This window comes from Bacillus sp. FSL K6-6540, assembly GCF_038007545.1.
In genome coordinates, this window is the sequence record NZ_JBBOXH010000001.1 from 2,214,756 (window position 1) to 2,240,590 (window position 25,835).

Here is a 25,835-nt window from a genome sequence, read left to right on the forward strand (position 1 = left end):
GAAATCACCAGTTTATGTTATTAGTTTCGTAGGGTGACCCTGGTGTGGATAGGCACGAGGGAAGCGAGCTCCACCACGTCCTCGTTATACATCCGAATGCAGCCATGGGAAACGGAGCGTCCGATGGATGAAGGGTCATTCGTGCCATGGATGCCGTAGTGGGGTTTGGACAAACCTAACCAGTAAGCCCCGAAAGGACCGCCGGGATTCGGTTGTTTGTTGACGATGGTGTAATTGCCGGGCGGCGATTGCGTAGCCATTTTGCCGATGGCGACCGGGAACGTGCGTACCACGATGTTGCCGTCGAGCAGGTGCAGCTGAAAGTCGGACAAATCGACAATAATGCGGTATTGAGGCATGATCATCCATCTCCTTCAAGATTCATGCTATGAAACAGGGGGGAGATCGGCCCCAAAATGGTCTAAAATAGGCAAATTACACCTTCATGACTTGGTAGAAATTTCATCCGTTGAGGACGGTTGGCCGATGTTATATTTAATATGTTAAGCAGTTACAACGTTTACACCAGGAAGGGGAAGCCGATGTCTCCCGCAAGGCTATATCTAAAATATATTAAAAATAATATGTTTACCAAGATACTGCTGTTAATCGCCCTGATTGCGGTAGTTACCATCGTTACCTTATCGTTTCTTATGTATTACTTCTTGTTTCAATCGGCCGTCCGCAGCGAGCTGGACATCCAGCGGAGCGCGGTGGAGCGGGTGGAACGACACCTGAATCAAAAATACGAGAATGCCCAGTCCTATGTGAACGACTTATACCGCAACAGCTCTTTGGGCATTGACACCTCCTATTTCCTCATGAACTCGTTCAACGAGTATATGGCCAAGCGAATGAATCGGATCGCGGGCGGGGGGCAGTCCAATTCGGACAGCGTAGTCGCTTATTTCAAGCAGAGGCTTGACGATGATCCGGATATAGAGAACATCATGCTGTACAGCGCGGAGAAGCAGTATGTCTACGTGTACAAGCAGGGCAGCATGACAAGGCTATATCAGGCGAATGCCACGCATTCCTACATTCCCGACGTGATGGCGCTCGAAAGCCAGAGCGTCACATTGCCGAATCTATGGATACGCAAGCTGGCCGGGGACGTGACATTGCCGTTGTTCTCGATCCGAAGCCCGATTAATGATATGACCACTTACAAAAATCTGGGACAGCTGCTTATTTTGTATCGAACGGAAGCGCTGGATGCCGTGCTGAACAACAGCGACGATTCCCTGAAGGGCTCCGTTCTGGTGTTGTCGGGCGACGGCCGCGTGATGTTTGACTCCTCCGGCAAATATTACGGCGAGAAGTATCCGTATGCCGACCAGCTGCTGAATTCCAAGGAAACCGTGACCCTCGATGAGGAATCCTATATTACAACGGCAGCCCATAATCAGGCAGGCTATACGGTTGTGGGCATCACGCCCAAGCGCGAAATCGCGGAATCGTTCCATGGCTTGCAGAGCACCATTATCATTGCGGCCCTACTATGCATCGTGATTGCGGTGTCCATCCCTTCCCTGATGATCGTCAATTACTCCCGACGAACCGATAACATTATTCGTTTTATGCGCAAGGTCGAGAAGGGAGAGTTCGTGGCCCGGATGCAGGATACCAAGGACGATCAGCTGGGGCAAATCGCAGGCAGCTTCAATGAAATGCTGGATGAGCTTTCCCGTTACATCGATAAGGTGTATAAAGCGGAGATTAACCAGAAGAATGCGGAGCTGTCTGCGCTGCAGGCTAGAATCAACCCGCATTTTTTATACAACACGCTTGAAGTGATTCGAATGAGGGCTCTCTCGCAGGGGGCGCAGGACGTCGGCGATATGATCTACAGCTTGTCGATGCTCTTCAAGAATATCGTTCAGCATAAGTCCCACTACACGCTGAAGGATGAGCTGGAGGCGTGCAGGCTTTATCTGGAGCTGTTTCGCATTCGCTATAAGGACAAGTATATTTACAAAATGCACTGCGACGATCAAATCAAGCATGTGCCGATGATCAAAATGTCGCTGCAGCCGCTGATTGAGAATTATATCGTTCACGGCCTGCGCAGCGATCAGGACGATAACTGGCTGACCATCAACGCGACGCAGGAGGATGACGAGGTCCATATCGAGATCAAGGACAACGGGAAAGGGATCCCGCCGCAGCGGCTCGAGGAAATCAAATCCCGGCTGGATGTGGCCGAGTCGAGCGGAGAATCGTTTGGTCTGCGGAGCGTGAATGAGCGATTAAAGCTGACATATGGAAGTTCGTACGGAATGGACATCCAGAGTGAGCCGGGTAACGGAACGACGGTGACAGTGAAATTTCCGGTGACAGAGAGGAAGCTGAATAACGATGTATAAGGTATTTATCGTGGACGATGAGCCGTTCATTATAGAGGGATTGGTTGATGTCGTGGATTGGTCGAAGTATGGCATCGAGGTGGTCGGTCATGCGGAGAACGGCCGTCAGGCACTGGAGAAGATGGCGGTCGTCCCGGTCGACATTCTTATAACGGATATATCGATGCCCGTGATGACGGGGCTTGAATTGATCGAGGGCGCACGCAAATTAAACCGTAATCTGAAAGTGATTATCCTGAGCGGTTTCGACGACTTTGCCTATTTGAAGGAAGGCATGCGGCTCGGGATCGAGAATTATCTGCTCAAGCCGATCAACCTCAAGGAGCTGGAAGAAACGATTGCAAGCACAACGGATAAAATGAACAAATCCAGAAGGGAAATGAGACTGGACGAGTATGACATCAATATTTTGCGGAGCAACATCCTGTATCGCTGGATCACCGACCGGATCGAGCCGGAGGAGCTGGAGGAGCGTGCGACCCTCCTGGGGTTGAATCTCAATTTGCCCTATGTTATGGCATCTATCCTGAGAGCGGACTTCACGCCGCTGGAGAACTGCCTGTATCAATTAATGGACCAGGAGCCGGGCGTTCTGTATTTCCGGGACAACGACGGCGATCATGTGGTCATCTTCATGATGAAAGACCCGGATACGGAAAAAGCGAGGGCAATCCGCCTGCTGCAGCAGGTGCGGGAGCAGTGCTATGAAGAAGAGCTGAGCATTTCGCTCGGCAGCGTGGAGAGCCTCGGCGGGAATTACAAGGACAGTTATCTCCATGCCAAGGAAGCCCAGGAATATTATCTTGTTCTGGAGCAGCCCTCCTACGTGGATTATGTTGATGTTCAGGCCAAAAAGGGAGAAGCGGCGGAATCCTATTCGGTACAGTGGCCCGAGTATGCCAAAGGCATCGCCGGAAGGGACAAGCAGGTGCTGTTCGATCTGATCGACAGCGATTTTGACCGGCTTCGCCACACCCAGGGAATGAACCCGACAACCTTGAAGAGCATCGCGGTCGAAATGGTCATTCGCCTGAAACTGGAGCTGAACGATATCCAGTATACGGCCGCCCCTGATTTCGTGAAAAACACCATTACCGATATTATGGATTCCGTATCGATCGACGATCTGATCAAAGCGGTGAAGGATGGGGTTGGCGGGCTGGTCGATTCGCTCAACAATGACGTGAAGAGTCCTGTCATCCAGCAGATTCTGAATCATATCCAGCACCATTACAACGAGGATTTGTCCTTGAAGGTGCTGGGAGCTAACTATCATATCCATCCGGTCTATCTGGGTCATCTGTTCCATAAAGAGACGGGAGAAAACTTCACGGAGTACATTAACCGGTACCGGATTGAGCGGGCCAAGGAGCTGCTTCGGAACTCTTCGACAAAAGTGCAGGATATCGCAAAAAATGTCGGTTATTGGGAAACCGGTTATTTCTATAAACAGTTCAAAAAATTCGTCGGCGTATCGCCGAGGGATTTTAGAGGAATGCTCTGATTGATAGAATCAGAGTTTTTTTCTTTATTTTCACCATAATACCTTTAATTTTTCGCCTATGTGAAACTGCTTTCATGGGATAACCTTATATGTGTAGAGACACAAGGATTCAAAAGGGAGGATAAACATGAGTAAATCGAAAAAGAAATGGCTTCTGCCGCTAACGCTTTTATTGTCCGCGTCCATGCTGTTGTCTGCATGCGGAGGCAATAAAGAAGAGAGTGCAGGAAACGGCGGGGGAACTGCCGACAAACCGGTTGAGCTGATCTGGTACACCATCGGAACACCTCAAAAGGATGTTGACAAGGTTGAGGCAGAAATCAATAAATACACTGCTGAGAAGATTGGTGTAACCGTTGACATGAAAATGATCGACTTCGGGGATTACAACCAGAAGATGCAGGTTATGGCAGCTTCCGGCGAACCGATGGATATCCTGTTCACGAGCTCATGGGCGTTCGATTATGTGCAGAACGCACGTAAAGGCGCATTCATGGAATTGGACGAGCTGATCGAAAGCCACGGAAAAGGCATTAAAGAAGCAATCGATCCGGCGTTCCTGGAAGGTTCCAAGGTTGACGGACACAACTATGCGATTCCGGCCAACAAAGAACTTCCTGCTCAAGAAGCATGGCGCTTTAACAAAACATTGCTCGATAAATACAATCTCGATATTTCGAACGTAAAATCGATGGAAAGCTTGGAGCCGCTGCTCAAAACGATCAAGGAAAACGAACCGAACGTCGTTCCTTTGGCCATCAGCAAAGACTTCGGACCATTGCTTCCATTTGACTACATCATCGAAAAAATGCCAATGGCCGTATACCTGGATGACAAGGAAGAACTGAAAGTCGTGAACTTCCTCGAAATGCCGGAAACGATGGACATGCTTAAGTTGATGAACAAGTACTACAAAGCGGGATACATCTCCCCAGAAGCTGCAACAACAACTTCGACGCAAGATCTGATGACATCCGGCAACTGGTTCACGGACCGTGCGGCTACACAGCCATTCGCGGACAACCTGTGGAGCCAAAGCTACGGCTATCCGGTCGTATCTACTCCTGCCGGCGATGCAAACATCTTTAACTGGTCGGTTATGGGTTCGATGCAAGCGATTTCCGCAAACTCGAAATACCCTGAGAAAGCAATGGAGTTCCTGAACCTGCTGAACACCGACGTATATCTTCGTAACCTGGTTGACTCCGGTATCGAAGGCGTGCACTACAAGAAGCTTAGCGAGAACGTAATGGAAAACTTGCCAGAATCGAAAAACTACGACATGCCTACTTTTGCGCTTGGCAATGTCATGCTGACTTACTTGAATCCTGAAGATCCTGAGAACAAATGGGAAGAGTTCAAGAAGTTTAACGAGTCCGGCCAGCCTGCTCCGCTTCTCGGTTTCAACTTCGATCCAACCAAAGTATCCACAGAACTCGCTGCTGTCAACAACGTAAAAGAAGAGTTCTGGGCGCCGCTGATGACAGGTACCGTCAATCCTGAAGAGTTCCTGCCAAAAGCGAATGAAAAGCTGAAAGCTGCTGGTCTGGATAAGATCATCGCTGAAGCACAAAGCCAAATTGATGCTTGGAAAGCAAGCAAGTAATAACAATGCATGAAGCGGCCTGCCTGCCTTAAGGGGCAGCAGATGCCGCTGCAGCATGAACAAGGACGGGGCGGCGGATGTTCACCGCCCTTCTTTTGTTCATTTCATGCACATCACGAGGAGGGGTAAGCGTGAGAGCAATCGGACAGTTTTTCAAAAATATTATGACGAATAAGGCCATGCTGTTCATGGTTTTGCCGGGGACCCTGTGGTTTCTCTTATTCTCATATTTGCCCATGTTCGGGACCATTATTGCATTTAAGGAATACCGCTTTAGCCGAGACGGGTTCTGGGCAAGTATCGTTAATAGTGAATGGGTAGGATTCCAAAACTTTAAATTCCTGTTCAGTACCAACGATGCTTACATCATTACGCGCAACACCGTTCTTTATAATTTCGTGTTCATCATATTAGGTCTCATTCTATCCGTAGCGCTGGCTATCGTATTGTCTGAAATCGTGAACAAGAAATTGGCTAAAGTCTATCAAACCGGCATGTTTCTGCCGTACTTCCTGTCCTGGGTTATCGTAGGTTACTTCGCATTCAGTTTCCTGAGCATGGACAAAGGGATGCTGAATCAGATTCTGGGCTGGTTCGGCATGGAGCCGGTTCAGTGGTATTCCGAAGCCAAGTATTGGCCGATATTCCTGACGTTGATCAGTTTGTGGAAATCCGTAGGTTATAACAGCGTCGTCTATCTGGCGGCGATCATGGGGATCGACAAATCCTTGTACGAGGCGGCGATGATTGACGGAGCGAACAAATGGCAGCAGATTAAAGCCATCACGCTTCCGATGCTGAAACCGCTGATGACCATTTTGACTCTTCTTGCGATCGGTAAAATCTTCTACGCTGACTTTGGTCTCTTCTATCAAGTGCCAAGGGATTCGGGAACCTTGTATTCCGTAACGAACGTCATTGATACCTATGTATATCGCGGTCTGAAAACAACGGGCGAGATCGGCATGAGTACTGCTGCGGGTCTGTACCAGTCGGTTGTCGGATTTATTCTGGTTATGGTATCCAACTATATCGTTCGTAAATACGACAAGGATAACGCATTGTTCTAATCGATCAATCATCAAGAAGGGGGTATGTGATGTGTTCAAATCGAAAAGCAAGATGAAAGATTTCCATCAGCTTTCATCCGGGTGGAATGTCGTATTCAACCTGATTGCCGGTATTTTCTCGTTCCTGTGTGTATTTCCGTTCCTGTTCGTTATGATCATCTCATTTACAGACGAAGGCTCACTGGCCCGAAACGGATACCAAATCTGGCCGGAGAAATGGAGTCTTGAAGCTTACAAATACGTATTCCAGACAGGCGACACGCTTCTTCGTTCTTACGGCGTAACGATCTTTGTCACGGTCGTAGGTACGCTGCTCAGTCTGTTTATCATTTCGCTTTATGCTTATGCCATCTCCCGCAAAGGGTTCAGATACCGGAACTTCTTCTCGTTCTTCGCATTTTTCACAATGCTGTTCAACGGGGGTCTGGTACCGACTTATATCGTAGCAACGCAATTGCTGGGTCTGAAAGATTCCATCTGGGCTTTGATTCTGCCTTTGGCGCTCAACGCCTTCTATATCATGATTCTGCGTACGTTCTACAGCACCAGCGTGCCGGACGCCATCATCGAATCCGGTAAAATCGACGGTGCGAGCGAATTTAAGATTTTCTACAAGCTGGTATTGCCGCTATCCCTGCCGGGTCTGGCTACCATCGGTTTGTTCAGCACGCTTGGGTATTGGAACGATTGGTTCAACGCATTGCTCTACATCGACGATCCGAACCTGGTTCCGCTGCAATCCATGCTCATGCGGATCGAAACCAGCATGCAGTTCATCCTGCAGAACTCGCAGAACTCATCCCTTAGCATGGCCGCTCTTCAGAGCATGCCGCAGGATACTTCGCGGATGGCGATGGTCGTTCTGGCAACCGGACCGATTATTCTGGCATATCCGTTCTTCCAGCGCTACTTCATTCAAGGTCTGACCATCGGCGCGGTTAAAGAATAAATTCTTCAAGTACCGGAGGGTATAAGATGACTTATAAAGATCCCCGTAAACCCATTGCGGAAAGAGTGGAACATCTGCTTGGCCTGATGAACCTGGAGGAAAAGGTGGGGCAGTTGATCCAGCCGTTCGGCTGGAAGACCTATGAGGTGAATGAAGGTCAGATTACATTAACGGATTCATTTAAAGAGCAAGTTAAAAATGGCGGCGTCGGATCCCTTTACGGGACCCTTCGCGCCGATCCATGGACCGGTGTAACACTTGAGACCGGTCTTTCTCCGCGTGAAGGAGCGGAAGCCGTCAATCACATCCAGCGGTACGCCGTTGAGCAGTCTCGACTTGGCATTCCGATCCTGATCGGGGAAGAATGCTCGCATGGTCACATGGCCATCGGCGGCACGGTCTTTCCGGTGCCGTTGTCCATCGGGAGCACGTGGAACGTGGATTTATACCGCGACATGTGCCGGGCCGTCGCGCTGGAAACACGCAGCCAGGGCGGCGCGGTCACCTATTCGCCGGTGCTCGACGTCGTGCGCGATCCAAGATGGGGACGTACCGAGGAATGCTTCGGTGAAGACCCGTACCTGATCAGCGAATATGCGGTCGCATCGGTGGAAGGCCTTCAGGGCGAGTCCCTGGACAGCCCGAGCAGCGTTGCGGCGACCTTGAAGCATTTCGTTGGCTATGGCAGCTCGGAAGGCGGGAGAAATGCCGGACCCGTGCACATGGGCACGCGTGAGCTGATGGAAGTGGACATGCTGCCGTTCAAGAAGGCCGTGGAAGCGGGAGCGGCCTCCATTATGCCCGCCTATAACGAGATTGACGGCGTGCCATGCACCGTCAATACGGAGCTGCTTGACGGCATTCTCCGCAAGGAGTGGGGTTTTGACGGCATGGTAATCACCGACTGCGGCGCCATCGATATGCTGGCCAGCGGCCATGATACCGCCGAAGACGGAATGGATGCCGCTGTGCAGGCCATCCGCGCCGGCATCGATATGGAGATGTCTGGCGAGATGTTCGGCAAGCATCTTCAGAAGGCTGTCGAGTCAAACAAGCTGGAGGTCTCCGTATTGGACGAGGCCGTACGCCGTGTATTGACGTTAAAATTCAAGCTCGGATTGTTCGAGAATCCTTACGTGGATCCCCAGACAGCCGAGAACGTGATCGGCAGCGAGCAGCATGTCGGACTTGCCAGGCAGCTTGCGGCAGAAGGCATCGTTCTCCTTAAGAACGAAGCAAAGGCTCTGCCGTTATCCAAGGAAGGCGGCGTGATTGCCGTCATTGGACCTAATGCCGATCAGGGATACAATCAGCTTGGAGACTACACCTCTCCTCAGCCGCCGGCAGCCGTGACCACCGTGCTTGGCGGAATCCGCGCGAAACTGGGAGAAGAAGCGCAGCGCGTATTGTACGCTCCGGGATGCCGCATTAAGGACGACTCCAGGGAGGGCTTTGAATTCGCATTGACTTGTGCGGAACAGGCCGATACCGTGGTTATGGTGCTTGGCGGTTCCAGCGCCCGCGATTTTGGCGAAGGCACGATTGATTTGCGCACAGGGGCCTCGAAGGTCACGGACGATGCTTTAAGCGACATGGATTGCGGCGAAGGCATTGACCGGATGACGCTGCAGCTATCCGGCGTTCAATTGGAATTGGTGCAGGAGATCCATAAGCTTGGCAAGCGGATGATCGTGGTGTACATCAACGGCCGTCCGATCGCGGAGCCGTGGATCGACGAGCATGCCGATGCGATTCTGGAAGCATGGTATCCTGGACAGGAAGGCGGACATGCGGTAGCGGACATTTTGTTCGGGGACGTGAATCCGTCCGGCAAGCTGACGATGTCGATACCGAAGCATGTCGGGCAGCTGCCGGTTTACTATAACGGCAAGCGGTCGCGCGGTAAGCGTTACCTTGAAGAGGATTCCCAGCCGCGTTATCCGTTCGGATACGGGCTTAGCTATACCGAATTCAGTTATTCGGATATTCAAATGACTCCGGAAGTGATCGGAACGGACGGTACGGCGGTTGTTTCCGTGAACGTTACGAATAGCGGTGACTGTGAAGGGTCCGAGGTTGTACAATTATACGTAAGCGATGCCGCCAGCAAATATACGAGACCCGCCCGTGAACTGAAGGGCTTCCAGAAAATTTTCCTGCAGCCCGGAGAGCGGCGCAAGGTGGAATTCACTATCGGTCCGGAACAGCTTCAATATATCGGTCAAGATTACCGGCAGGTGGTTGAACCCGGGCTGTTCCGTGTTATGCTAGGCAGGCATGTGAACGATACGCTTAGTGCAGATCTGACCGTACAGGAGGATTAATCAATGGAACGTATTCGACGCTTTATACGCGAACTGTCGGAGCGGCAGTGGCTCGAATCGACGGAGCTTCGAGATTGGAACATTACCCGGTCCGCTTACATGGTTCCGGGCGTGTACGAAGAGACGGCCCCTTATCCGGAGGGGCAGAACTTCAACAGGTTTCCGAGCACGCAGGGGACAACCTATTTCTTTCGGAGGAATCTTGAGTTACCCCTAAAGTGGGCAGATGGAGCGATTGGGCTCGTGTTTCAATCCGGGGGCGAGGGGCTGCTGCGCATTAATGGCGCGTCTTATCAGGGTTTGGACCGGAATCATACTTTCGTTAAGCTGGATCCGAAGCGCACCAGAATGAAGATGGAGTTGGAGATCGAATTGTTTGATCCGATTCCAGAGCCGGTCGACCCGCTGAATCAGCAGGCTGTCATTCAGCCACCGATTACCCGCGTACAAAGTTTGCTTGTGCGCGTAAACGTGCCTGTCCAGAGCCTGATGTACACCGCTACCGTGATCCGGGATTCGCTTATCCTGCTGCCGGATACGGATATGCGGCGCATCCGCATGATGGAGGCGCTGTATCAGGCCATGGATCGCTTCGTAGGCTTGAATGACGCTGCCATCCGGGATGGTGCCGAGGTAACCGCGATTGAGCATGATCTGAAACAGTCGGTCGCAGCCATAGGCGGCCATGCCGAAGGCACCGAGCATATGGTGGGCCAGTCCCATATCGACATCGCCTGGCTGTGGCCCGTTCGGGAAACCGTACGAAAAACAAGCCGCACCTTCTCCACGATGGATGCGCTGATGAACGAATATCCCGAATTCAAGTACGCGCAGAGTCAGCCGCTGCTGTACCAATTCCTGAAGGATCACGATCCCGAGCTGTACGAGAGAGTGAAGGCCAGAATCAAGGAAGGGCGCTGGGAGCTGGTCGGCGGGATGTGGGTCGAACCGGACCTGAACATTCCGAGCGGGGAATCCCTCATGCGTCAAATGCTGTACGGGCAGCGCTTCTATCAAGAAGAGTTCGGCCTGACATCGCAAATCGAATGGCTGCCGGATACGTTCGGATACTGTGCATCCCTGCCTCAAATCTTGAAGCATGGCGGCATTCGTTATTTCATGACAACCAAGCTTGGCTGGAACGATACGAATGTGTTCCCATACGATCTATTCCATTGGGTCGGGATCGATGGAACGCCGATGCTCTCCTATCTGAACCATGGCGTGAACGAGAACACGCTGCCGAAGGACGTTCACGAGCATTGGCAGTCGTACCGTCAAAAGGCCGTTCATCCGGAGCAGATGCTGCTGTATGGACACGGCGACGGCGGCGGAGGCGTAACTCGCGAGATGCTGGAATACATCAACCGGGCCGAGCTGATGGTCGGTCAGCCTGCCAGCAAGTACAGCACGGCCGCCGAGTTTTTTGACGGGATCGACGCAGCTCAGCCGAAGCTGCCGAAATGGCGCGGGGATTTATACCTGGAGCTTCATCGCGGCACCTATACGACGCATGCACGAAACAAGCGCCATAACCGGAAAGCGGAAATCCTGTACCGCGAGGCGGAGCTATGGAACTCGGTGGCTTTCCCGTCGATGGACAACGAGAAGAAGCAGGGCATCGTCAGCGAGCTGCATGACGGCTGGAAGCTGATTTTGCTGAATCAATTCCACGATATTATTCCGGGTTCTGCGATAACGGAATCTTACGTGACCTCCGAGAAGGAATACGCAGAGGTATTCCAAAAAGGAAATCTTAGCCTGGATCTCGGGCTTCAGGTATTGGCGGACCAGGCCGATACAGAAGGGGAAGGCGTTCCGTATGTTATCTTCAACGGACTTGGATGGAGAAGAGACGCCGTCATCTCGCTAGAAGTAGAGCATGGCCTTACGCCGTACGATTCGGATGGCGCGCCGCTGCCATTCGATGCCTTATCCGGAGAGAACGGCGAAACCTCGCAGCGCTTGAACGTTCATGTTCAAGGCATCCCGGCTTTGGGATACACGACCATCTGGTTGAAGCCTTCGGCAGGAAACGGAAAGGCAGCGGAGAAGTCTACTACAGTGTTCGCAGATTCTTGGGAAACGGATTTCTATAAGGTCAGCTTTAACGAGCGCGGCGAAATCACGAGCCTGTGGGATAAAGAAGCACATCGGGAAGTAATCAAGACGGGCGAAGCCGCGAATCGTTTCCACTTCTTCCATGACCGTCCGACGCTGTGGGATGCGTGGGATATCGATACCCGCTACGAGGAGCAATCCGCCGGCGATGCCGAGCTGATCGAGAAGAAGCTGGTGTCTGCGGGCGAAGTCCAGGATGTGCTGCGTTTCCGCTGGCGCATTCATCAGTCGGAGATCACGCAGGATATGATTTTTTATCATCATGACCGACGGATCGACTTCAAGACGTTTGTCAGCTGGAACGAATCGCATAAATTGTTGAAAGTCGGTTTCCCGATCGGCGTCGTTGCCGAGAAGGCCACCTACGAGATTCCGTTCGGAACCATTGAGAGACCGACCCATCGCAATACGAGCTGGGAGCAGGCGCAATATGAAGTCTGCGGACACCGCTTCGCGGATGTGTCGGAGCATGGATACGGCGTCAGCCTGATCAACGACTGCAAATACGGATATGACGTTCAAGACAGCACGATCCGGCTGTCGCTGCTGCGCGCGCCGAAATGGCCGGATGTCACGGCGGATTTGGGAGAGCATGAGTTCACGTATTCCCTCTATCCGCATAACGGAGACTGGAGAAGCGCCGGAATCGTCCGCAAAGCAGCCGAGCTTAATCATGATCTGCCATGGGTGAGAACAGGTTCGAAGAAGGGTTCGCAGCCTGCCGTGCATTCGTTTATTCCGTTCGAGAGCGATCACGTTATCCTGGATACCGTTAAGCCGGCAGAAGACGGCACGGGGTACGTCCTTCGGATGTATGAGTCTGCGGGCGGCCGGGATGCGGCAACTGTGGGCTGGCCTTATCCTTGCGAAAGGGTCCATCTATCCAACGCCTTGGAAGAAGAACTCGAACAACTGGATATCGCGGAAGGAAGGTTAACCCTTCAATTCCTGCCGTACGAGATCAAAACCATCAAATTGACCACACAACATACTTAGTCAAAGGAGCCAGAACAAATCATGGAACAATTCAGACTCCCCAAAATACCAATGCCGGAGCTAGAGCTGCCGCAATCCATTCAGGCGGTTTTGCAAGAGGCCGAAGAAAAGCTGGCGCACCGTCCCAAGCTGCTTCAGCTGTTCAAGAACACGTTCCCGAACACGCTGGAAACGACCACCAAATTGATGGAGGATGGCACGACGTTTGTGATCACTGGCGATATCCCTGCCATGTGGCTGCGCGATTCGGTAGAGCAGGTGATCCATTACATTCCGTTTGCCAAGAACGATCCGCAGCTTCAGCGGATTTTAAGCGGATTGATCAAACGCCATTTTCAATATATTCATATCGATCCTTATGCCAATGCCTTCAATGAATCGGCCAACGACTGGCACTGGAACACGACCGACGAAACGGACATGTCGCCATGGGTATGGGAGCGCAAATTCGAAATCGATTCGCTGTGCTTCTCCGTTCGCCTGGCCTACCTGTACTGGAAGGAAACCGGCCTGACGGATGTATTCGACGCCAACTTTAAGTCGGCTATGATCAAAATCATCGAGCTGTTTAAAACCGAACAGCACCATTTCGAGAAATCGCCTTACCGATTCACGCGGGATAACGGAATTCCGACCGACTCCTTGCGCAACAACGGTCTCGGCATGCCTGTGAATTATACGGGCATGATCTGGTCGGGCTTCCGTTCAAGCGACGATGCCTGTGATTTCCACTACAACATTCCGGGGAACATGTTCGCCGTTGTGGCCCTTCGTCAAATGCAGGAATTCGCGGAATGGGTATTCCGTGACATGAAACTGCTGGATGAATTGAAACGACTTGAAGCTGACGTGGATCACGGAATTCAGCTGTACGGCATCTATCGTCATCCGGAGTTCGGTCCGATCTACGCCTATGAAACGGACGGTTACGGAAATTACTGCCTGATGGATGATGCGGGCACTCCAGGATTGATGTCCATTCCTTATCTGGGATATTGCTCAGCAGATGATCCTATCTACCAGAACACCAGACGGTTCGCGCTCAGCAAAGAAAATCCTTTCTACTACGAGGGGACCGTTGCCAAAGGCATCGGCAGTCCGCACACGCCGCCGGATTATATCTGGCATATGGCCTTGTCGATGCAGGGGATTACGGCGCAGACGGCAGAAGAGAAGCTGGAGATGATTGCGCTGCTGGAAGCGACCGATGCCGATACCGGCTTCATGCATGAAGGGTTCCATGCCGACGATCCGAAAGTCTTCACCAGATCGTGGTTTGCCTGGTCCAACAGCCTGTTCTCGCAATTGGTGTATCAGGCGATGAAAGCAGGGATTCTATGAGCGGGCGCCTGATTGTATTCTATGATCCGTCCTTTCCGGCAGCAGAAGCTGCCGGTTTGCCGGCTAGCGCCGCGGCTCTGAATGCATTCGATGCGGTGTGCGGCGCCGAGGACCTCGCTGAAGCGCTGGCTTCGTCAGGCGGACAAGGTGCAAGCTTTGTCAATTTGCACGCGCCTTATTTTCCGAAATCCGCCTGGAGAGCGATTCTGGACTTTCTGAGAAACGGCGGCGGCTTGGTCAGCGTTGGCGGCGCACCCTTCAAGCGTCCTGTCCGCAAAGAGGACGGCGCTTGGGTGGTGGAGCACGAACAGACGGCGTATCACCAGCAGCTTCATATTCATGAGGTGCTGCCCGTGGACAGCGGGCGTGTCGATCATTTGATTGCAAGCGACGTTATACCGCTGATGGAGGGCAGCCGGGAACGGTTAACTGTCAGCGATACGTGGAATTTGGTTCCGCATGTCACCAAGAGCAGTGATCTGCCTCATCAAATGGGATCGGCCGGGCCGATGGATACCCGGATTTATCCGCTCCTTAAGGGAAGCACGGCGAACGGGAGAGAGGTCGCCGCTCCGGTTGTTTTATGGGAAAATGTCGGCGGGCCTTTCTTGGGCGGACGCTGGCTGTTTGTGAACCAGCCACTCACCGCTTCCTTCTGGGAACAGGATGGAGGAGCAGAGGTGCGCCGCTGGGCGGCATTCTGCGCGAAGGGGATTACCGAGCTGTGGATCAAGCCGAATTATGCGACCTACGAGTCCGGCGAGCGCGCGATTCTGACCCTGCAGGCGCAAAGGCTTGGCCGGAGCCTGCCGGTTCATGAGCCGCAGAGCTGGACGTTCCGCATCTCTATCAAGCACGACGGGGATGAATCTTCCGAATGGAATCATACCGTTACCGTGGACGTGACCGGACAATTTCATGTACAGCGCATCCCGGTTGCGCTCGATATCAAGCCGGGAGCTTATCGCGTGGTGTGCGAAGCCGAAGGGCCGGACGGAGAAATCCGCAGGCTGAGACAAGGCTTCTGGGGAGCTGATCCGCAGCTGCTGCAGGCAGGCTCGCCCGTAACCTGCAACCGGGATTACTTCATCAAGGACGGCCGTCCGCTGCCGGTTGTCGGCATGACGTACATGACGTCCGATGTCGCGCGTAAATTCCTGTTCCTTCCGAATACGGATGTATGGGATCGTGATATGGCGCAAATGCGGAGTGCCGGCATCAACTGGATCCGCACCGGCATTTGGACCGCTTATCGCAATATTATGCAGGTGGACGGGCATGCATCCGAGGAGGTTATGCGTTCGATTGACGCCTTCCTGTTAACGGCGAAGAAGCATGATCTGCAGGTAACGTTTACCTTCTTCTCCTTCACGCCGGAGACATGGGAAGGCCAGAATCCTTACCTCGATCCGCGAAGCGTGGAAGCGCAGAAGCGTTTCATACGTTCCATCGTGACAAGGCACAAAGACACGAAGAATGTGGACTGGGATCTGATCAACGAGCCTTCCATGTTCGATCCGCCGCAAATTTTCTCGGACGGTCCGCGTTCGGCGAAGGATCCGTTCGAGCGGCAGGCTTATGTCGATTGGCTGAAAAAGCGTCACGGCTCGATTGAGCGTTTACAGGAACGCTGGAACATGACGGCCGATCAGCTGCCGGGTTTTGACTCCGTGGTACCTCCGGAGCCTCAAGCCATAAATTTTGACGTTCAAGACATGCACCAGGGGAAAAAGGGCGGGCAATGGCTCGATTATGTATTGTTCTCCATGGATATGCATAACCGCTGGGCCAAGGAATTATATGAAGATATCAAAGCGGCGTGCCCGGATCATATGGTGACCGTCGGACAAGACGAGGCGCTTGGCGCACAGCGTCCATCCCCGTTCTTCTATGCCGAAGCCGTGGACTATACGACGGTTCACTCCTGGTGGTTCAACGACTATTTGATCTGGGACGGCATCTTTGCCAAAACCCCGGATAAACCGAACCTGATTCAGGAAACGGGCATTATGTACGTGGAAACACCGGACGGCCGGGCGAAGCGGAGCGAAGCCGAGCTTCGGAACCTGCTGGAGCGCAAGTATGCTTACGCCTTCTCTACCGGTGGCGCAGGAGCCATTCATTGGATCTGGAACACGAACTTCTACATGGATAATGCCAATGAATCGCATATCGGAGCTGTCCGCGCCGATGGCACGGAGAAACCGGAAGCGGACGTATCGTATGATTTCGGCGCCTTCATGGAAGGCATCCGGGATTTGTTTGCAGGCCGGAAGCTTGAAGAGACCGCGGTCATCTTCCCTTATTCCAACGATTTCTCCAACCGGAAGCTTGCTTTTGAAGCGACGACGAAGGCGACGCGCGCGCTTGCTTACGAGCTGAACGTGCCGTTCCGTGCCGTTGGGGAATATGATTTAAGCTCGCTGCGCAGCAATCCGGCGAAATTCATCATTCTGCCAAGCGCCCACAATGTGGATGACCAGGCGTTTGCCGAATTGATAACGATCGTGGAGGAAACGGGAGCCACGCTGCTCCTGACCGGTCCGATCGGTCTGGATGCTTACTGGCATCCGGTTGATCGCATGACCGCAGAGCTGGGCGAGCGCAAGCTGGCAAATGTGCGCCGGGAAGAAAGCTTGCGCCTAGGGGATCGTGCATGGCCCGTTTCATATGGGCACCGCAAGATTGCCGAGCTGAGCAAAGAAATTCCGGCAGGCAGCGGGGCTAAACCGGCAGACGCAGCCGGCGACTCGATCGTGGACGTGAAGCTTGGGGCAGGACGTCTGCTCTGGAGCCCGCTTCCGGTAGAACTGAACGACCGGATCGACGCCATTTCGGCTTTGTACCGGCATGCATTGGAGCTGTCCGCAGCCGACACGGGGCTGATTTGGAATCAAGGCGGAGAACATTCCGGCGTATACGGACGCAAAGTAACGTTCGAAGAAGGGGCGCTCTTCGTCTTCGGCTCAGAGCAATCGTGGGATGCAAACGTCGAGGTGAAGGATCCTTCAACCGGCCTTACCTATTCATTCGTGCTCGAGGCGGATCGCTCGATCTTGTTCGCAGTGGATGCGAGCGGCGACCTGTTATCGGTGTACCGTCCGGATGAAGTCGAAATCACCGTATCGAAAGGCTAACATAAGGGGGACTAAGTAGAGATGGACCAATCCAGAAAGGCACATATCATTTCTCATACTCACTGGGACCGCGAGTGGTATTTGCCGTACGAAAAGCACCATGTGCGGTTAATCGAGCTGATGGACAGCTTGCTTGAGACGATGGAAAAGGACTCGGAATACCGCAGCTTTTTCCTTGATGGCCAGACGATTATTATCGAAGATTATTTACAGGTAAGACCTGAGAAAAAAGAACAGCTGGAGAAGCTGATCACGGACGGCCGGATCATCATCGGTCCTTGGTACATCCTGCAGGATGCTTACCTGACGAGCAGCGAAGCCAACGTGAGAAATATGCAGATTGGGCACCAGGATGCGAAGCGGTACGGCACGGTTGCCAAAATCGGTTATTTCCCGGATACGTTTGGACTTACGGGCCAAATCCCGCAGCTGATGCTCCAGTCCGGCATCGATAACGCCTTCTTCGGGCGGGGCGTGAAGCCGACGGGCTTTAACAATACCGTCTCCGACAGCGGCTATGAATCTTCGTTCTCCGAGCTGATGTGGGAAGGTCCGGACGGCTCCAAGGTGCTGGGCATCCTGTTTGCCAACTGGTACAGCAACGGCAACGAAGTTCCCGTGGATGAAGCCGAGGCGAAGGCGTTCTGGGACCGCAAGCTGGCGGATGCCGAGAAGTACGCTTCCACGCCTGAGCTGCTGTACATGAACGGTTGCGACCATCAGCCGATTCAGACCGATCTTCCGGAAGGCATTCGTACAGCGAAGAAGCTGTATCCCGATACGGAGTTTATCCACTCCAATTTCGACGATTACTTGAAAGCGGTCCGCGAGAAGCTGCCGCAGGATCTTTCCTCCGTCAAAGGAGAGCTCCGCAGCCAGCGCACCGATGGATGGGGAACGCTCGTGAACACCGCTTCGGCGCGCGTATACCTGAAGCAGATGAACCAGCGCGGCCAGACTCTGCTGGAAAAAGTGGCCGAGCCGCTGGCATCCTACGCCAGCCTGCTTGGCAAGGAGTATCCGCATCATCTGTTCACCTATGCGTGGAAGACGCTGATGCAGAATCATCCGCATGACAGCATCTGCGGCTGCAGCGTGGACGAAGTTCACCGCGAGATGGTCACCCGCTTCGAGAAAAGCGCCCACGTGGCGGAAAATATCGTGGACGACAGCGTGCGCGTCATCGCGGATGCGGTGGACACGACCGGATTCGAGCAATGGGGCACCGACCCGCTGCCGCTGGTCGTATTCAATACGACCGGATGGGAACGCAGCGGTACGGTCAGCATCGAGCTGGACGCGAAACGCCTCTATTTCCGGGAAGGCTATTCGCTTGAGGAAACCAGCCGCCGGATGAAGGAAGTCGACTTGTCCGGCCGCGTGCTGGTTAACGCTGAAGGTCAGGCCGTGCCTTGCACCGTAGAGGACCTCGGACTTCAATTCGGGTACGATCTGCCGGACGACCGTTTCCGCCAGCCGTACATGTGCCGCCGCGTGAGACTGACTTTCGAGGCAAGCGACATTCCTGCCATGGGCTTGACTGCCTATGCTTGGGTGAAGAGCGAAGTGAAGCCTGCCGAGACGGGATCCCTGTTCAGCCAGTCGAACGTGTTGGAAAATGACCTGATCAAGGTCGAAATCCAAGCGGACGGTTCCTTCTCCCTGACGGATAAAAAGAACGGACAAGTATACCGCGATCTGGGCGTTTATGAAAATACCGGAGACATCGGTAACGAATATATGTACAAACAGCCGGACGGCGAAATTCCATTGACAACCAAAGGATTGACCGCCGAAATTACGGTTCTGGAAGACACGCCTTACCGGGCATCCGTTGAAATCGTTCATAACTGGTCCATTCCGGCTATGGCGGACAGCAAGCTGGATGAAGAGCAGCATGAGCTTGTGTATTATCCGAACCGCAAAGCGCAAAGATCAAGCGAGATGGTGCCGATGCGCATACGTACCGTGGTCAGCTTGAACCGCAGCGGCAAAGGCGTGGAGATCGAAGCCACGTTGGATAATCAAGCGAAGGATCATCGGGTGCGTGCTTTGTTCCCGACCGATTTGGAGGCATCTTCCCATTACGTGGATTCCATGTTCGAAGTGGCGAAACGGGATAATGAACCGGCTGCCGAATGGGAGAACCCGAGCTACACGGCTCATCAACAGGCCTTCGTGGACGTTACGGCGGCTGCGGCAGGACTGACGGTGGCCAACCAGGGCTTAAACGAGTACGAAGTCCTGCGGGACGGTCGGAATACGATTGCCGTTACGCTGCTTCGCTCCGTAGGCGAGCTCGGCGATTGGGGTTACTTCCCGACGCCTGAAGCCCAGTGCATCGGCGTTCATACGGTACGTATGGAGGTCATTCCGCATCAGGGCGACGGCATCGCTTCCGGCGCTTATGCTGAGGCTTACCAGTTCCAGATTCCATGGACGGCTGCCCAGACCGGCGTTCATACCGGACAGGTGGCTTCCACATCTGCGCCGCTGGCATGGAGCCGCGAAGAGCTTGCATTCTCTTCCCTGAAAGTGAATCCGAACACAGGGGACTTGATGCTGCGCTGGTTCAATATGGCAGGCACAGATGCTGAGCTTGCGTTGACATCTTCCTTGCCTTCCCAGGGCGTGTATAAGAGCAATATTCTGGAGGAAGAGGGAGCGGTTCAAAGCTTTGACAATCACGGAAGCTTTACGCTGCCGGTGAAACCTTATGAGATCTTGACTCTGGGCGTTAAAGTTTCGGCCGAGTAAGTTTCGATCAAATATACGCCGGGCATGGTGATCCATCCCGGCTAGCAAAAGCCCGATTCCGAAATGACAGGGATCGGGCTTTGCTGTCTTGCAATGTGATAGGCAGCATCTCAAAAAAAGAATGGAGGTATGGAGATGAAGGTTTATTTTGATAACCTGCCGGAGAAGCTGCTTGAAGGGGTTGGCGAGCTCTCGGACATATTGGATATCCGCATTACGGAGGAAGAGGGCCTAAAGATTCGGGTCATTCAGGCTCCAGGACCGATCCAGTTATCATTAAAGCATGGGCAGGGGACGATCCGATACCAGGAGAAGATTCATTTTTTCCGTGCTTTAGGGGTGTTTCTGGAGCAGGCGAGGGAGCGTGACCGGTTCGAGCTGACCGAGGAGCCCAGGTTTGACTTCAACGGCACGATGCTTGACGTTTCGCGCAATGGCGTGCTTAAGGTTCCGGTGATCAAGCAGTTTATCCGCTATATGGCTTTGATGGGGCTGAACGGGCTGATGATGTATACCGAGGATACGTACGAGGTGAAAGAGCAGCCGTATTTCGGATATATGCGCGGCCGGTACACGGCTTCGGAAATGAAGGAATGCGACGATTACGCGGACCTGTTCGGCATCGAGATGATCCCCTGCATCCAGACTTTGGGGCATCTGCAGCAAGCGCTGAAATGGGGCTATGCCGCGGATATGAAGGATCATGCGGATATTTTGCTTGCAGGCGAGCCGAAGACGTATGCTTTCATCGAACAGATGATCACCGCCGCATCGGGGATGTTCCGTTCCAAGCGGATTCACATCGGGATGGACGAGGCGTTTCAGGTCGGCCTTGGCAAGTATTTAAAATTGAACGGCGTCCAGGACCGGTTTCAGATTATGAATGACCATGTCAGCCGGGTGCTTGCCATTACCGAGCGACTCGGACTCCGGCCGATGATCTGGAGCGACATGTATTTTAATTTGCTGGCCAACGATTATCAAGGTTCGCTGTACAATCTGGATGCGGATTTTTCCGACGATAATATGAGCCGCATTCCCCAAGGCGTCCAATTCGTGTATTGGGATTACGGACGTAGGGATGAACAGGGCTATGAGCGGCTGTATGAGAAGCATATGAAGCTGGGCTCCAAGCCGATTTTTGCCGGCGGCATTCATATGTGGAACAGCATCAGCCCGAACAACGGCAAGACCTGGATGACCAGCCATCCTGCCCTGCGCGCCGCCAAAACGAAAGGGATCCGCGAAGTCATCGCCACCGCGTGGGGGGATAACGGAAACGAAACCAATCACCTGGTCATCCTGGCGGGCCTCCAGCTGTTTGCCGAGCATGGGTACGGAGACGATATCAGCGACGAGTTTCTGGCAAGGAGGCTTGCGGCTTGCACGGGCATCGATTTGTTCGGAGCGCTGAACGCGCTGAAATATATGGATGAGGTTCCCGGCGTGTCGGAGGGAAATCACTGGATGGCCAATCCTTCGAAGTATTTGTTGTGGCAGGATCCTTTGCTGGGGCTGCTGGACAAGCATGTGGAGGGGGAAGTGGGTTCCGTGCTGCCTGGATATTACGCCGGTCTGGAGCAGAGATGGCGGGAATGCAAGGAACAGTACCCGGCACCGTTTAACCGCCTGTTTGATTTTTATGAAAAATTGGCCTCGGTCCTCGTTATCAAGAGCACCCTGGGCGTTACGTTGAAAAAGCTTTACGACACAGGCAACAAAGACCGGCTTGCTGAGCTTGCTTCCGCAGCGGATTCCCCGTTAAACGATCTGAAGCGGCGCATCGAGGCATTGCGTTTATCGCACAGGGGACTGTGGATGAGCACGTATAAGCCATTTGGCTGGGAGGTGCTGGATCTCCGCTACGGCGGGCTGCTCGCGCGAATCTCCTCTACGCGGGACCGCCTTGCGGATTATGTGGAAGGCGTAGTCGACGAAATCGAGGAACTGGAAGCCGACCGGATGCTCTTTGATCAGAATGGTTTAACCGACAGATCGCTGGAGGTTAATGTAACCTATCAGGCGGCCGTGACGGCGTCCTGCTTCATCTAATGAAAAAGCTGCTCTACCAAGGTCACTGTAGACGCTTGGAGGGCAGCCTTTTTTCTAAGGGGCTTGGTTATGGCTTCTCTCCGTGTGTTTGTTCTTTCTCGTAGGCAATCAGCGTGATCTCTTTGCCCGTCAGCTCGGCAATTTTGGTTTCGGCGTCTTCAATTGCCTTCAAAGTGCCTTCATTTCCATTGAGCGCAGCGATTTTGTATTCATCCGAATGGATATCCATGGTGAACTCCCCCCTTGGCTGGTTATTTCATGTTATATAATGATAAGGTATCCTTTACAATACAGTTACATACCTGGGGGTGGGATTCATGATACAATTTGAAGGACTGCACCATGTGAGCTTGGCGGTGCGCGACTTGGAGAAGGCGAAGTTTTTTTACTCGGACGTTCTCAAGTTTCGGGAGCTGCCGCGCCCGCCGTTTGATTCCAAAGGGGTCTGGTATGCCGTCGGGGGCCAGCAGCTCCATCTGCTGGAGCATCCCGTCAGCGATACGCTGCGGGAGCGGGGCATCGATACAACGGACGGGCATTTCTCGATATGGGTGAAGAGCTACCGCGAAACCAAGGAATGGCTGGACCGGATGAACGTCGAGTATGTAGCCAAACCCGACAGCGTTGCCGGCTTCGCCCAGATATTCGTGCTCGATCCGGACCGCAACATTATTGAATTCGGAGCCGAGTACGGCTCGTAAAACGTTAAACCTAAAAAAGCCAAACACTTGTGCAGTGTTTGGCTTTTTCATGGTCGCGCCTTATTTTTGGATGAGGACGGGGGTGTTCATTTTTACTTTGTCGTAGAGCCATCGCACGTCCTTGTTGTGCATCCGGATACAACCCGCGGATACGTACTTTCCGATCGAATTCGCGTTGTTGTTGCCGTGGATGGCATAAGCGTAACTGGTTCGGCCGTTCACTTTCACATTAATGCCGAGCCAGCGGTCCCCAAGCGGGTTGCGCGGATCTCCTCCCTTGATGCCTTCCTTGTAGTACGGTCTGTTCTTCACTTTTTCGTGGATTTTGAACAGTCCTTCCGGCGTATAGGAGGGTTTTTTGCCGGTGGCCACGGGGAATGTTTTTATGACCTTGCCTTTTTCGTAATACGTCAGCTTGTTGGTGGATTTGTCAATGACGATAAACTGTGCGTACTTGGTGTACTTACTGTCCAGCTTCTGTCCTGCTGCCGCGCCTTGGGTAACGGAGGGGAGAAAGAATACGAGCAGTAAGGCGAAGACCAGTATGCGGCCGATGCCCTTAATGATGTCCGATCACCTCTTTTCGTTCTCCCCCATATATATGCGGGGATTCGCGAATGTTGACGGAAATGTGCAGCTGCCGGAAAATAGAACAAGTTGTTTTCAAAGATCAAGCGACAGGGGCATTATGGGACATTCCATCTAAAAAATGATAGTGTCATGGCTGCGCTCAACTTGTCCTTTTAAAGGGCTTTGCTGTAAGGAATCAGCGTAAATTACTGGTTGGTATTTGAAAACGACATGAGTGTCGTTTATAATATGACATGAAAAACGACACCAGTGTCAGTTTAAGGTCGAGGGTGGGGAGGATTATGTGTCCAAGGGTCAGCGACGAATACAAGCAGCAGAAAAAGCTTGAAATCTTGAGGGCAGCCAGGCGCGTCTTTATTAGGAAGGGTTATACCCGCACCGTGATGCAGGACATCATGGAGGAAGCCGGCATGTCCCGCGGCGCCGTGTACGCGTATTTTGGCAATGTGGAGCATGTTTTTCTGGAGGTTCTGCGTTATGACGATCAGGAGGCGCTCCGTTTTTTTGAACCGGATTCGCCACATTCGATATGGAAGCAATTGTTGGACTGGATCAAGAAACAGCAGGAGGACATCACGCTGATCCATCACTCGCTTGTACTCGCCAGGGCGGAATACTTCCTGTCTTCCTCTTATGATCATGCGAAGCAAGGAGATCCCTATATTACCGAGCGCTATCAGATTACGGTAGAGGCTCTATGCGGGGTCATTCGGAAGGGGCAGGAGCAAGGGGAGTTTCGGCCGCGTCTGGAACCGGAAGCCATCGCACGGTACATGATCTCGTTTCTCAACGGACTCATGCTGGATACCTTCCAGCTTGGGGCTGGGGTGACTTGCGTGCCGGAGCAGCTGGAGTCTTTCCTCTACTCTCTCGGCGAAATGCTAAATCCGATAACCATAGAATCATGATGACAGAAAGGGGTTTATAGCAATGCTGTTTGATTCTGCTAGATTGTCTTGTCGAAAAATGACCATGGATGACGCGGAGCTGTATCATACCTGGCGCAATGACCTGGACGTGATGCAATCCACCAGTCCCAGCTTGGATACTTACCAAATGGAGGAGACCAGGGACTTCGTTCAGCATGTGATCCTCGGCACTCCGTCTTCGAAGAGCTATCTGATCCAGGCGAAGGAAACAGGCCAACCGACGGGATCATGTCGTTGGTCGGCATCGATTTCAAGAATCGCAATGCGGAGTGCATCATCGACATCGGCGATAAGAATTATTGGGGCAGGGGATACGGCTCGGAAGCGATGAAGCTGCTGCTGGATTATGCCTTTTTGGAGCTGAATCTGCACCGGGTAAGCCTGCGGGTGTTCTCCTTTAACCATAAAGCGATCAAGCTGTACGAAAAAATCGGCTTCGTCCACGAAGGCAGCTCCAGACAGAGTTTGTACCGGAACGGTGCCTGGCATGACATTGTGCACATGGGGCTTTTGCAGAGCGAGTATACCGCCAACGGTTGATTTTCCCGCGCTTCCATAATAAGGTAGGTATGAGACGACAAAAGAGGGAATGGGAGAATCAATCATGTCCGAAAATGAAGTGTTATCGATTGAAGACCTGCGCATGAAATATGATAACCGTTATGTATTGAACGGGATTGATCTGAAGGTCAACCGCGGCGAGATGATAGGATATATCGGTCCGAACGGGGCGGGAAAGAGCACGACGGTTAAAATTATGCTTGGGCTGGTTGAAGGGTATACGGGAACGGTCCGCATATTCGGCCAGGATATTTCCGACGGGAATATCGATTATAAACGGAGAATCGGGTATGTGCCCGAGGTGGCGGAATTATACGATCAGTTAACGGCCGCGGAATATCTGACGTTTATCGGCGAATTGTACGGACTTACATACGATGCTGCGGATTATAAGGCCAAACATTTGATGGACTGCTTTGACATGCAAAAGGCTTACCATGCTCGGATCGCCACGTTTTCAAAAGGAATGCGGCAAAAGGTGCTGCTGATCTCGAGTCTCCTGCATGACCCGGACCTCTTGTTCCTTGATGAGCCCTTAAGCGGGCTGGATGCAAACAGCGTGATGGTGGTCAAGGAGGTACTGGCGCAGTTGTCGGTACAGGGCAAGACGATTTTTTATTCCTCGCATATCATGGACGTCGTCGAGAAAATCAGCAGCCGGATCGTTCTGCTCGCAGACAGCCGGGTGGTGGCGGACGGTACGTTTAAAGAGCTGCAGCAGCATTCCCATGAAGGGTCGCTGGAAGAGGTGTTCAATCAGCTGACGGGCTTCAATGACCATGCCAGCATCGCAGAGCGGTTTGTATCGATCGTTCGGGAGGGAAGCTGAT

The 25,835-nt window shown here is 52.8% G+C and carries 17 protein-coding genes and 1 pseudogene; 15 read left to right on the forward strand and 3 right to left on the reverse strand.

Annotation, left to right across the window (positions count from 1 at the left end):
• Positions 1 to 20: 20 nt before the first annotated feature.
• The gene (locus MHH82_RS09720; protein ID WP_015734271.1) at positions 21 to 359 is read right to left on the reverse strand and encodes a L,D-transpeptidase; all 339 of its coding nucleotides are present in this window, start codon (positions 357 to 359) and stop codon (positions 21 to 23) included.
• A gap of 183 nt (positions 360 to 542) precedes the next feature.
• Between MHH82_RS09720 and MHH82_RS09725 the strand changes: the two genes are divergently transcribed.
• The 11 genes from MHH82_RS09725 to MHH82_RS09775 all read left to right on the forward strand — a co-directional run bounded on the left by MHH82_RS09725 (position 543) and on the right by MHH82_RS09775 (position 22,223).
• Positions 543 to 2,366 (forward strand): sensor histidine kinase, encoded by a 1,824-nt coding sequence (locus MHH82_RS09725; RefSeq protein WP_340965420.1) that lies wholly within the window; start codon positions 543 to 545, stop codon positions 2,364 to 2,366.
• Positions 2,359 to 3,870, forward strand: a complete 1,512-nt coding sequence (locus MHH82_RS09730) for a response regulator transcription factor (RefSeq protein ID WP_340965422.1) — start codon at positions 2,359 to 2,361, stop codon at positions 3,868 to 3,870. Before MHH82_RS09725 ends, MHH82_RS09730 begins: the two co-directional genes overlap by 8 nt.
• 127 nt (positions 3,871 to 3,997) lie before the next feature.
• A complete protein-coding gene (locus MHH82_RS09735; protein ID WP_340965423.1) occupies positions 3,998 to 5,476 on the forward strand; it encodes an ABC transporter substrate-binding protein in 1,479 nt (492 codons plus the stop codon).
• Between the two features lie 140 nt (positions 5,477 to 5,616).
• Positions 5,617 to 6,546, forward strand: a complete 930-nt coding sequence (locus tag MHH82_RS09740; RefSeq protein WP_175320733.1) for an ABC transporter permease — start codon at positions 5,617 to 5,619, stop codon at positions 6,544 to 6,546.
• 52 nt (positions 6,547 to 6,598) lie between these two features.
• Complete coding sequence (locus MHH82_RS09745) at positions 6,599 to 7,495, forward strand: carbohydrate ABC transporter permease (RefSeq protein ID WP_036666173.1); 897 nt, start codon at positions 6,599 to 6,601, stop codon at positions 7,493 to 7,495.
• 26 nt (positions 7,496 to 7,521) lie between these two features.
• Positions 7,522 to 9,819 (forward strand): glycoside hydrolase family 3 N-terminal domain-containing protein, encoded by a 2,298-nt coding sequence (locus tag MHH82_RS09750; protein ID WP_340965424.1) that lies wholly within the window; start codon positions 7,522 to 7,524, stop codon positions 9,817 to 9,819.
• Positions 9,820 to 9,822: 3 nt separating this feature from the next.
• Positions 9,823 to 12,936, forward strand: coding sequence for an alpha-mannosidase (locus MHH82_RS09755; RefSeq protein ID WP_340965426.1), 3,114 nt, complete (start codon positions 9,823 to 9,825; stop codon positions 12,934 to 12,936).
• A gap of 21 nt (positions 12,937 to 12,957) precedes the next feature.
• Positions 12,958 to 14,277 (forward strand): glycoside hydrolase family 125 protein, encoded by a 1,320-nt coding sequence (locus MHH82_RS09760; RefSeq protein WP_015734277.1) that lies wholly within the window; start codon positions 12,958 to 12,960, stop codon positions 14,275 to 14,277.
• Entirely contained in the window at positions 14,274 to 17,414 is a 3,141-nt protein-coding gene (locus tag MHH82_RS09765) for an alpha-amylase family protein (RefSeq protein WP_340965428.1), read from the forward strand. The genes MHH82_RS09760 and MHH82_RS09765 overlap by 4 nt, the downstream gene beginning before the upstream one ends.
• 21 nt (positions 17,415 to 17,435) lie before the next feature.
• Positions 17,436 to 20,171, forward strand: a complete 2,736-nt coding sequence (locus MHH82_RS09770) for an alpha-mannosidase (protein WP_036665967.1) — start codon at positions 17,436 to 17,438, stop codon at positions 20,169 to 20,171.
• A gap of 135 nt (positions 20,172 to 20,306) precedes the next feature.
• Positions 20,307 to 22,223, forward strand: a complete 1,917-nt coding sequence (locus tag MHH82_RS09775) for a beta-N-acetylhexosaminidase (protein WP_340965430.1) — start codon at positions 20,307 to 20,309, stop codon at positions 22,221 to 22,223.
• Positions 22,224 to 22,290: 67 nt separating this feature from the next.
• On the opposite strand, the gene MHH82_RS09780 is transcribed toward MHH82_RS09775, so the two are convergent.
• Complete coding sequence (locus tag MHH82_RS09780) at positions 22,291 to 22,452, reverse strand: hypothetical protein (protein WP_186326403.1); 162 nt, start codon at positions 22,450 to 22,452, stop codon at positions 22,291 to 22,293.
• A gap of 88 nt (positions 22,453 to 22,540) precedes the next feature.
• Between MHH82_RS09780 and MHH82_RS09785 the strand changes: the two genes are divergently transcribed.
• A complete protein-coding gene (locus MHH82_RS09785; RefSeq protein WP_015734282.1) occupies positions 22,541 to 22,924 on the forward strand; it encodes a VOC family protein in 384 nt (127 codons plus the stop codon).
• A 60-nt stretch (positions 22,925 to 22,984) separates the two neighbouring features.
• Here MHH82_RS09785 and MHH82_RS09790 read toward each other — a convergent pair whose 3' ends face one another.
• On the reverse strand, positions 22,985 to 23,491 hold the full coding sequence (locus MHH82_RS09790) for a L,D-transpeptidase (protein ID WP_306436885.1): 507 nt from the start codon (positions 23,489 to 23,491) through the stop codon (positions 22,985 to 22,987).
• A 305-nt stretch (positions 23,492 to 23,796) separates the two neighbouring features.
• Here MHH82_RS09790 and MHH82_RS09795 point away from each other — a divergent pair, with 305 nt between their 5' ends.
• From MHH82_RS09795 to MHH82_RS09805, 3 genes and pseudogenes are all read left to right on the forward strand, one after another.
• A complete protein-coding gene (locus MHH82_RS09795; protein ID WP_340965433.1) occupies positions 23,797 to 24,423 on the forward strand; it encodes a TetR family transcriptional regulator in 627 nt (208 codons plus the stop codon).
• 22 nt (positions 24,424 to 24,445) lie between these two features.
• Positions 24,446 to 24,984 (forward strand): annotated as a pseudogene (locus MHH82_RS09800) (GNAT family N-acetyltransferase).
• A 64-nt stretch (positions 24,985 to 25,048) separates the two neighbouring features.
• On the forward strand, positions 25,049 to 25,834 hold the full coding sequence (locus MHH82_RS09805) for an ABC transporter ATP-binding protein (protein WP_340965435.1): 786 nt from the start codon (positions 25,049 to 25,051) through the stop codon (positions 25,832 to 25,834).
• Position 25,835 lies beyond the last annotated feature (1 nt).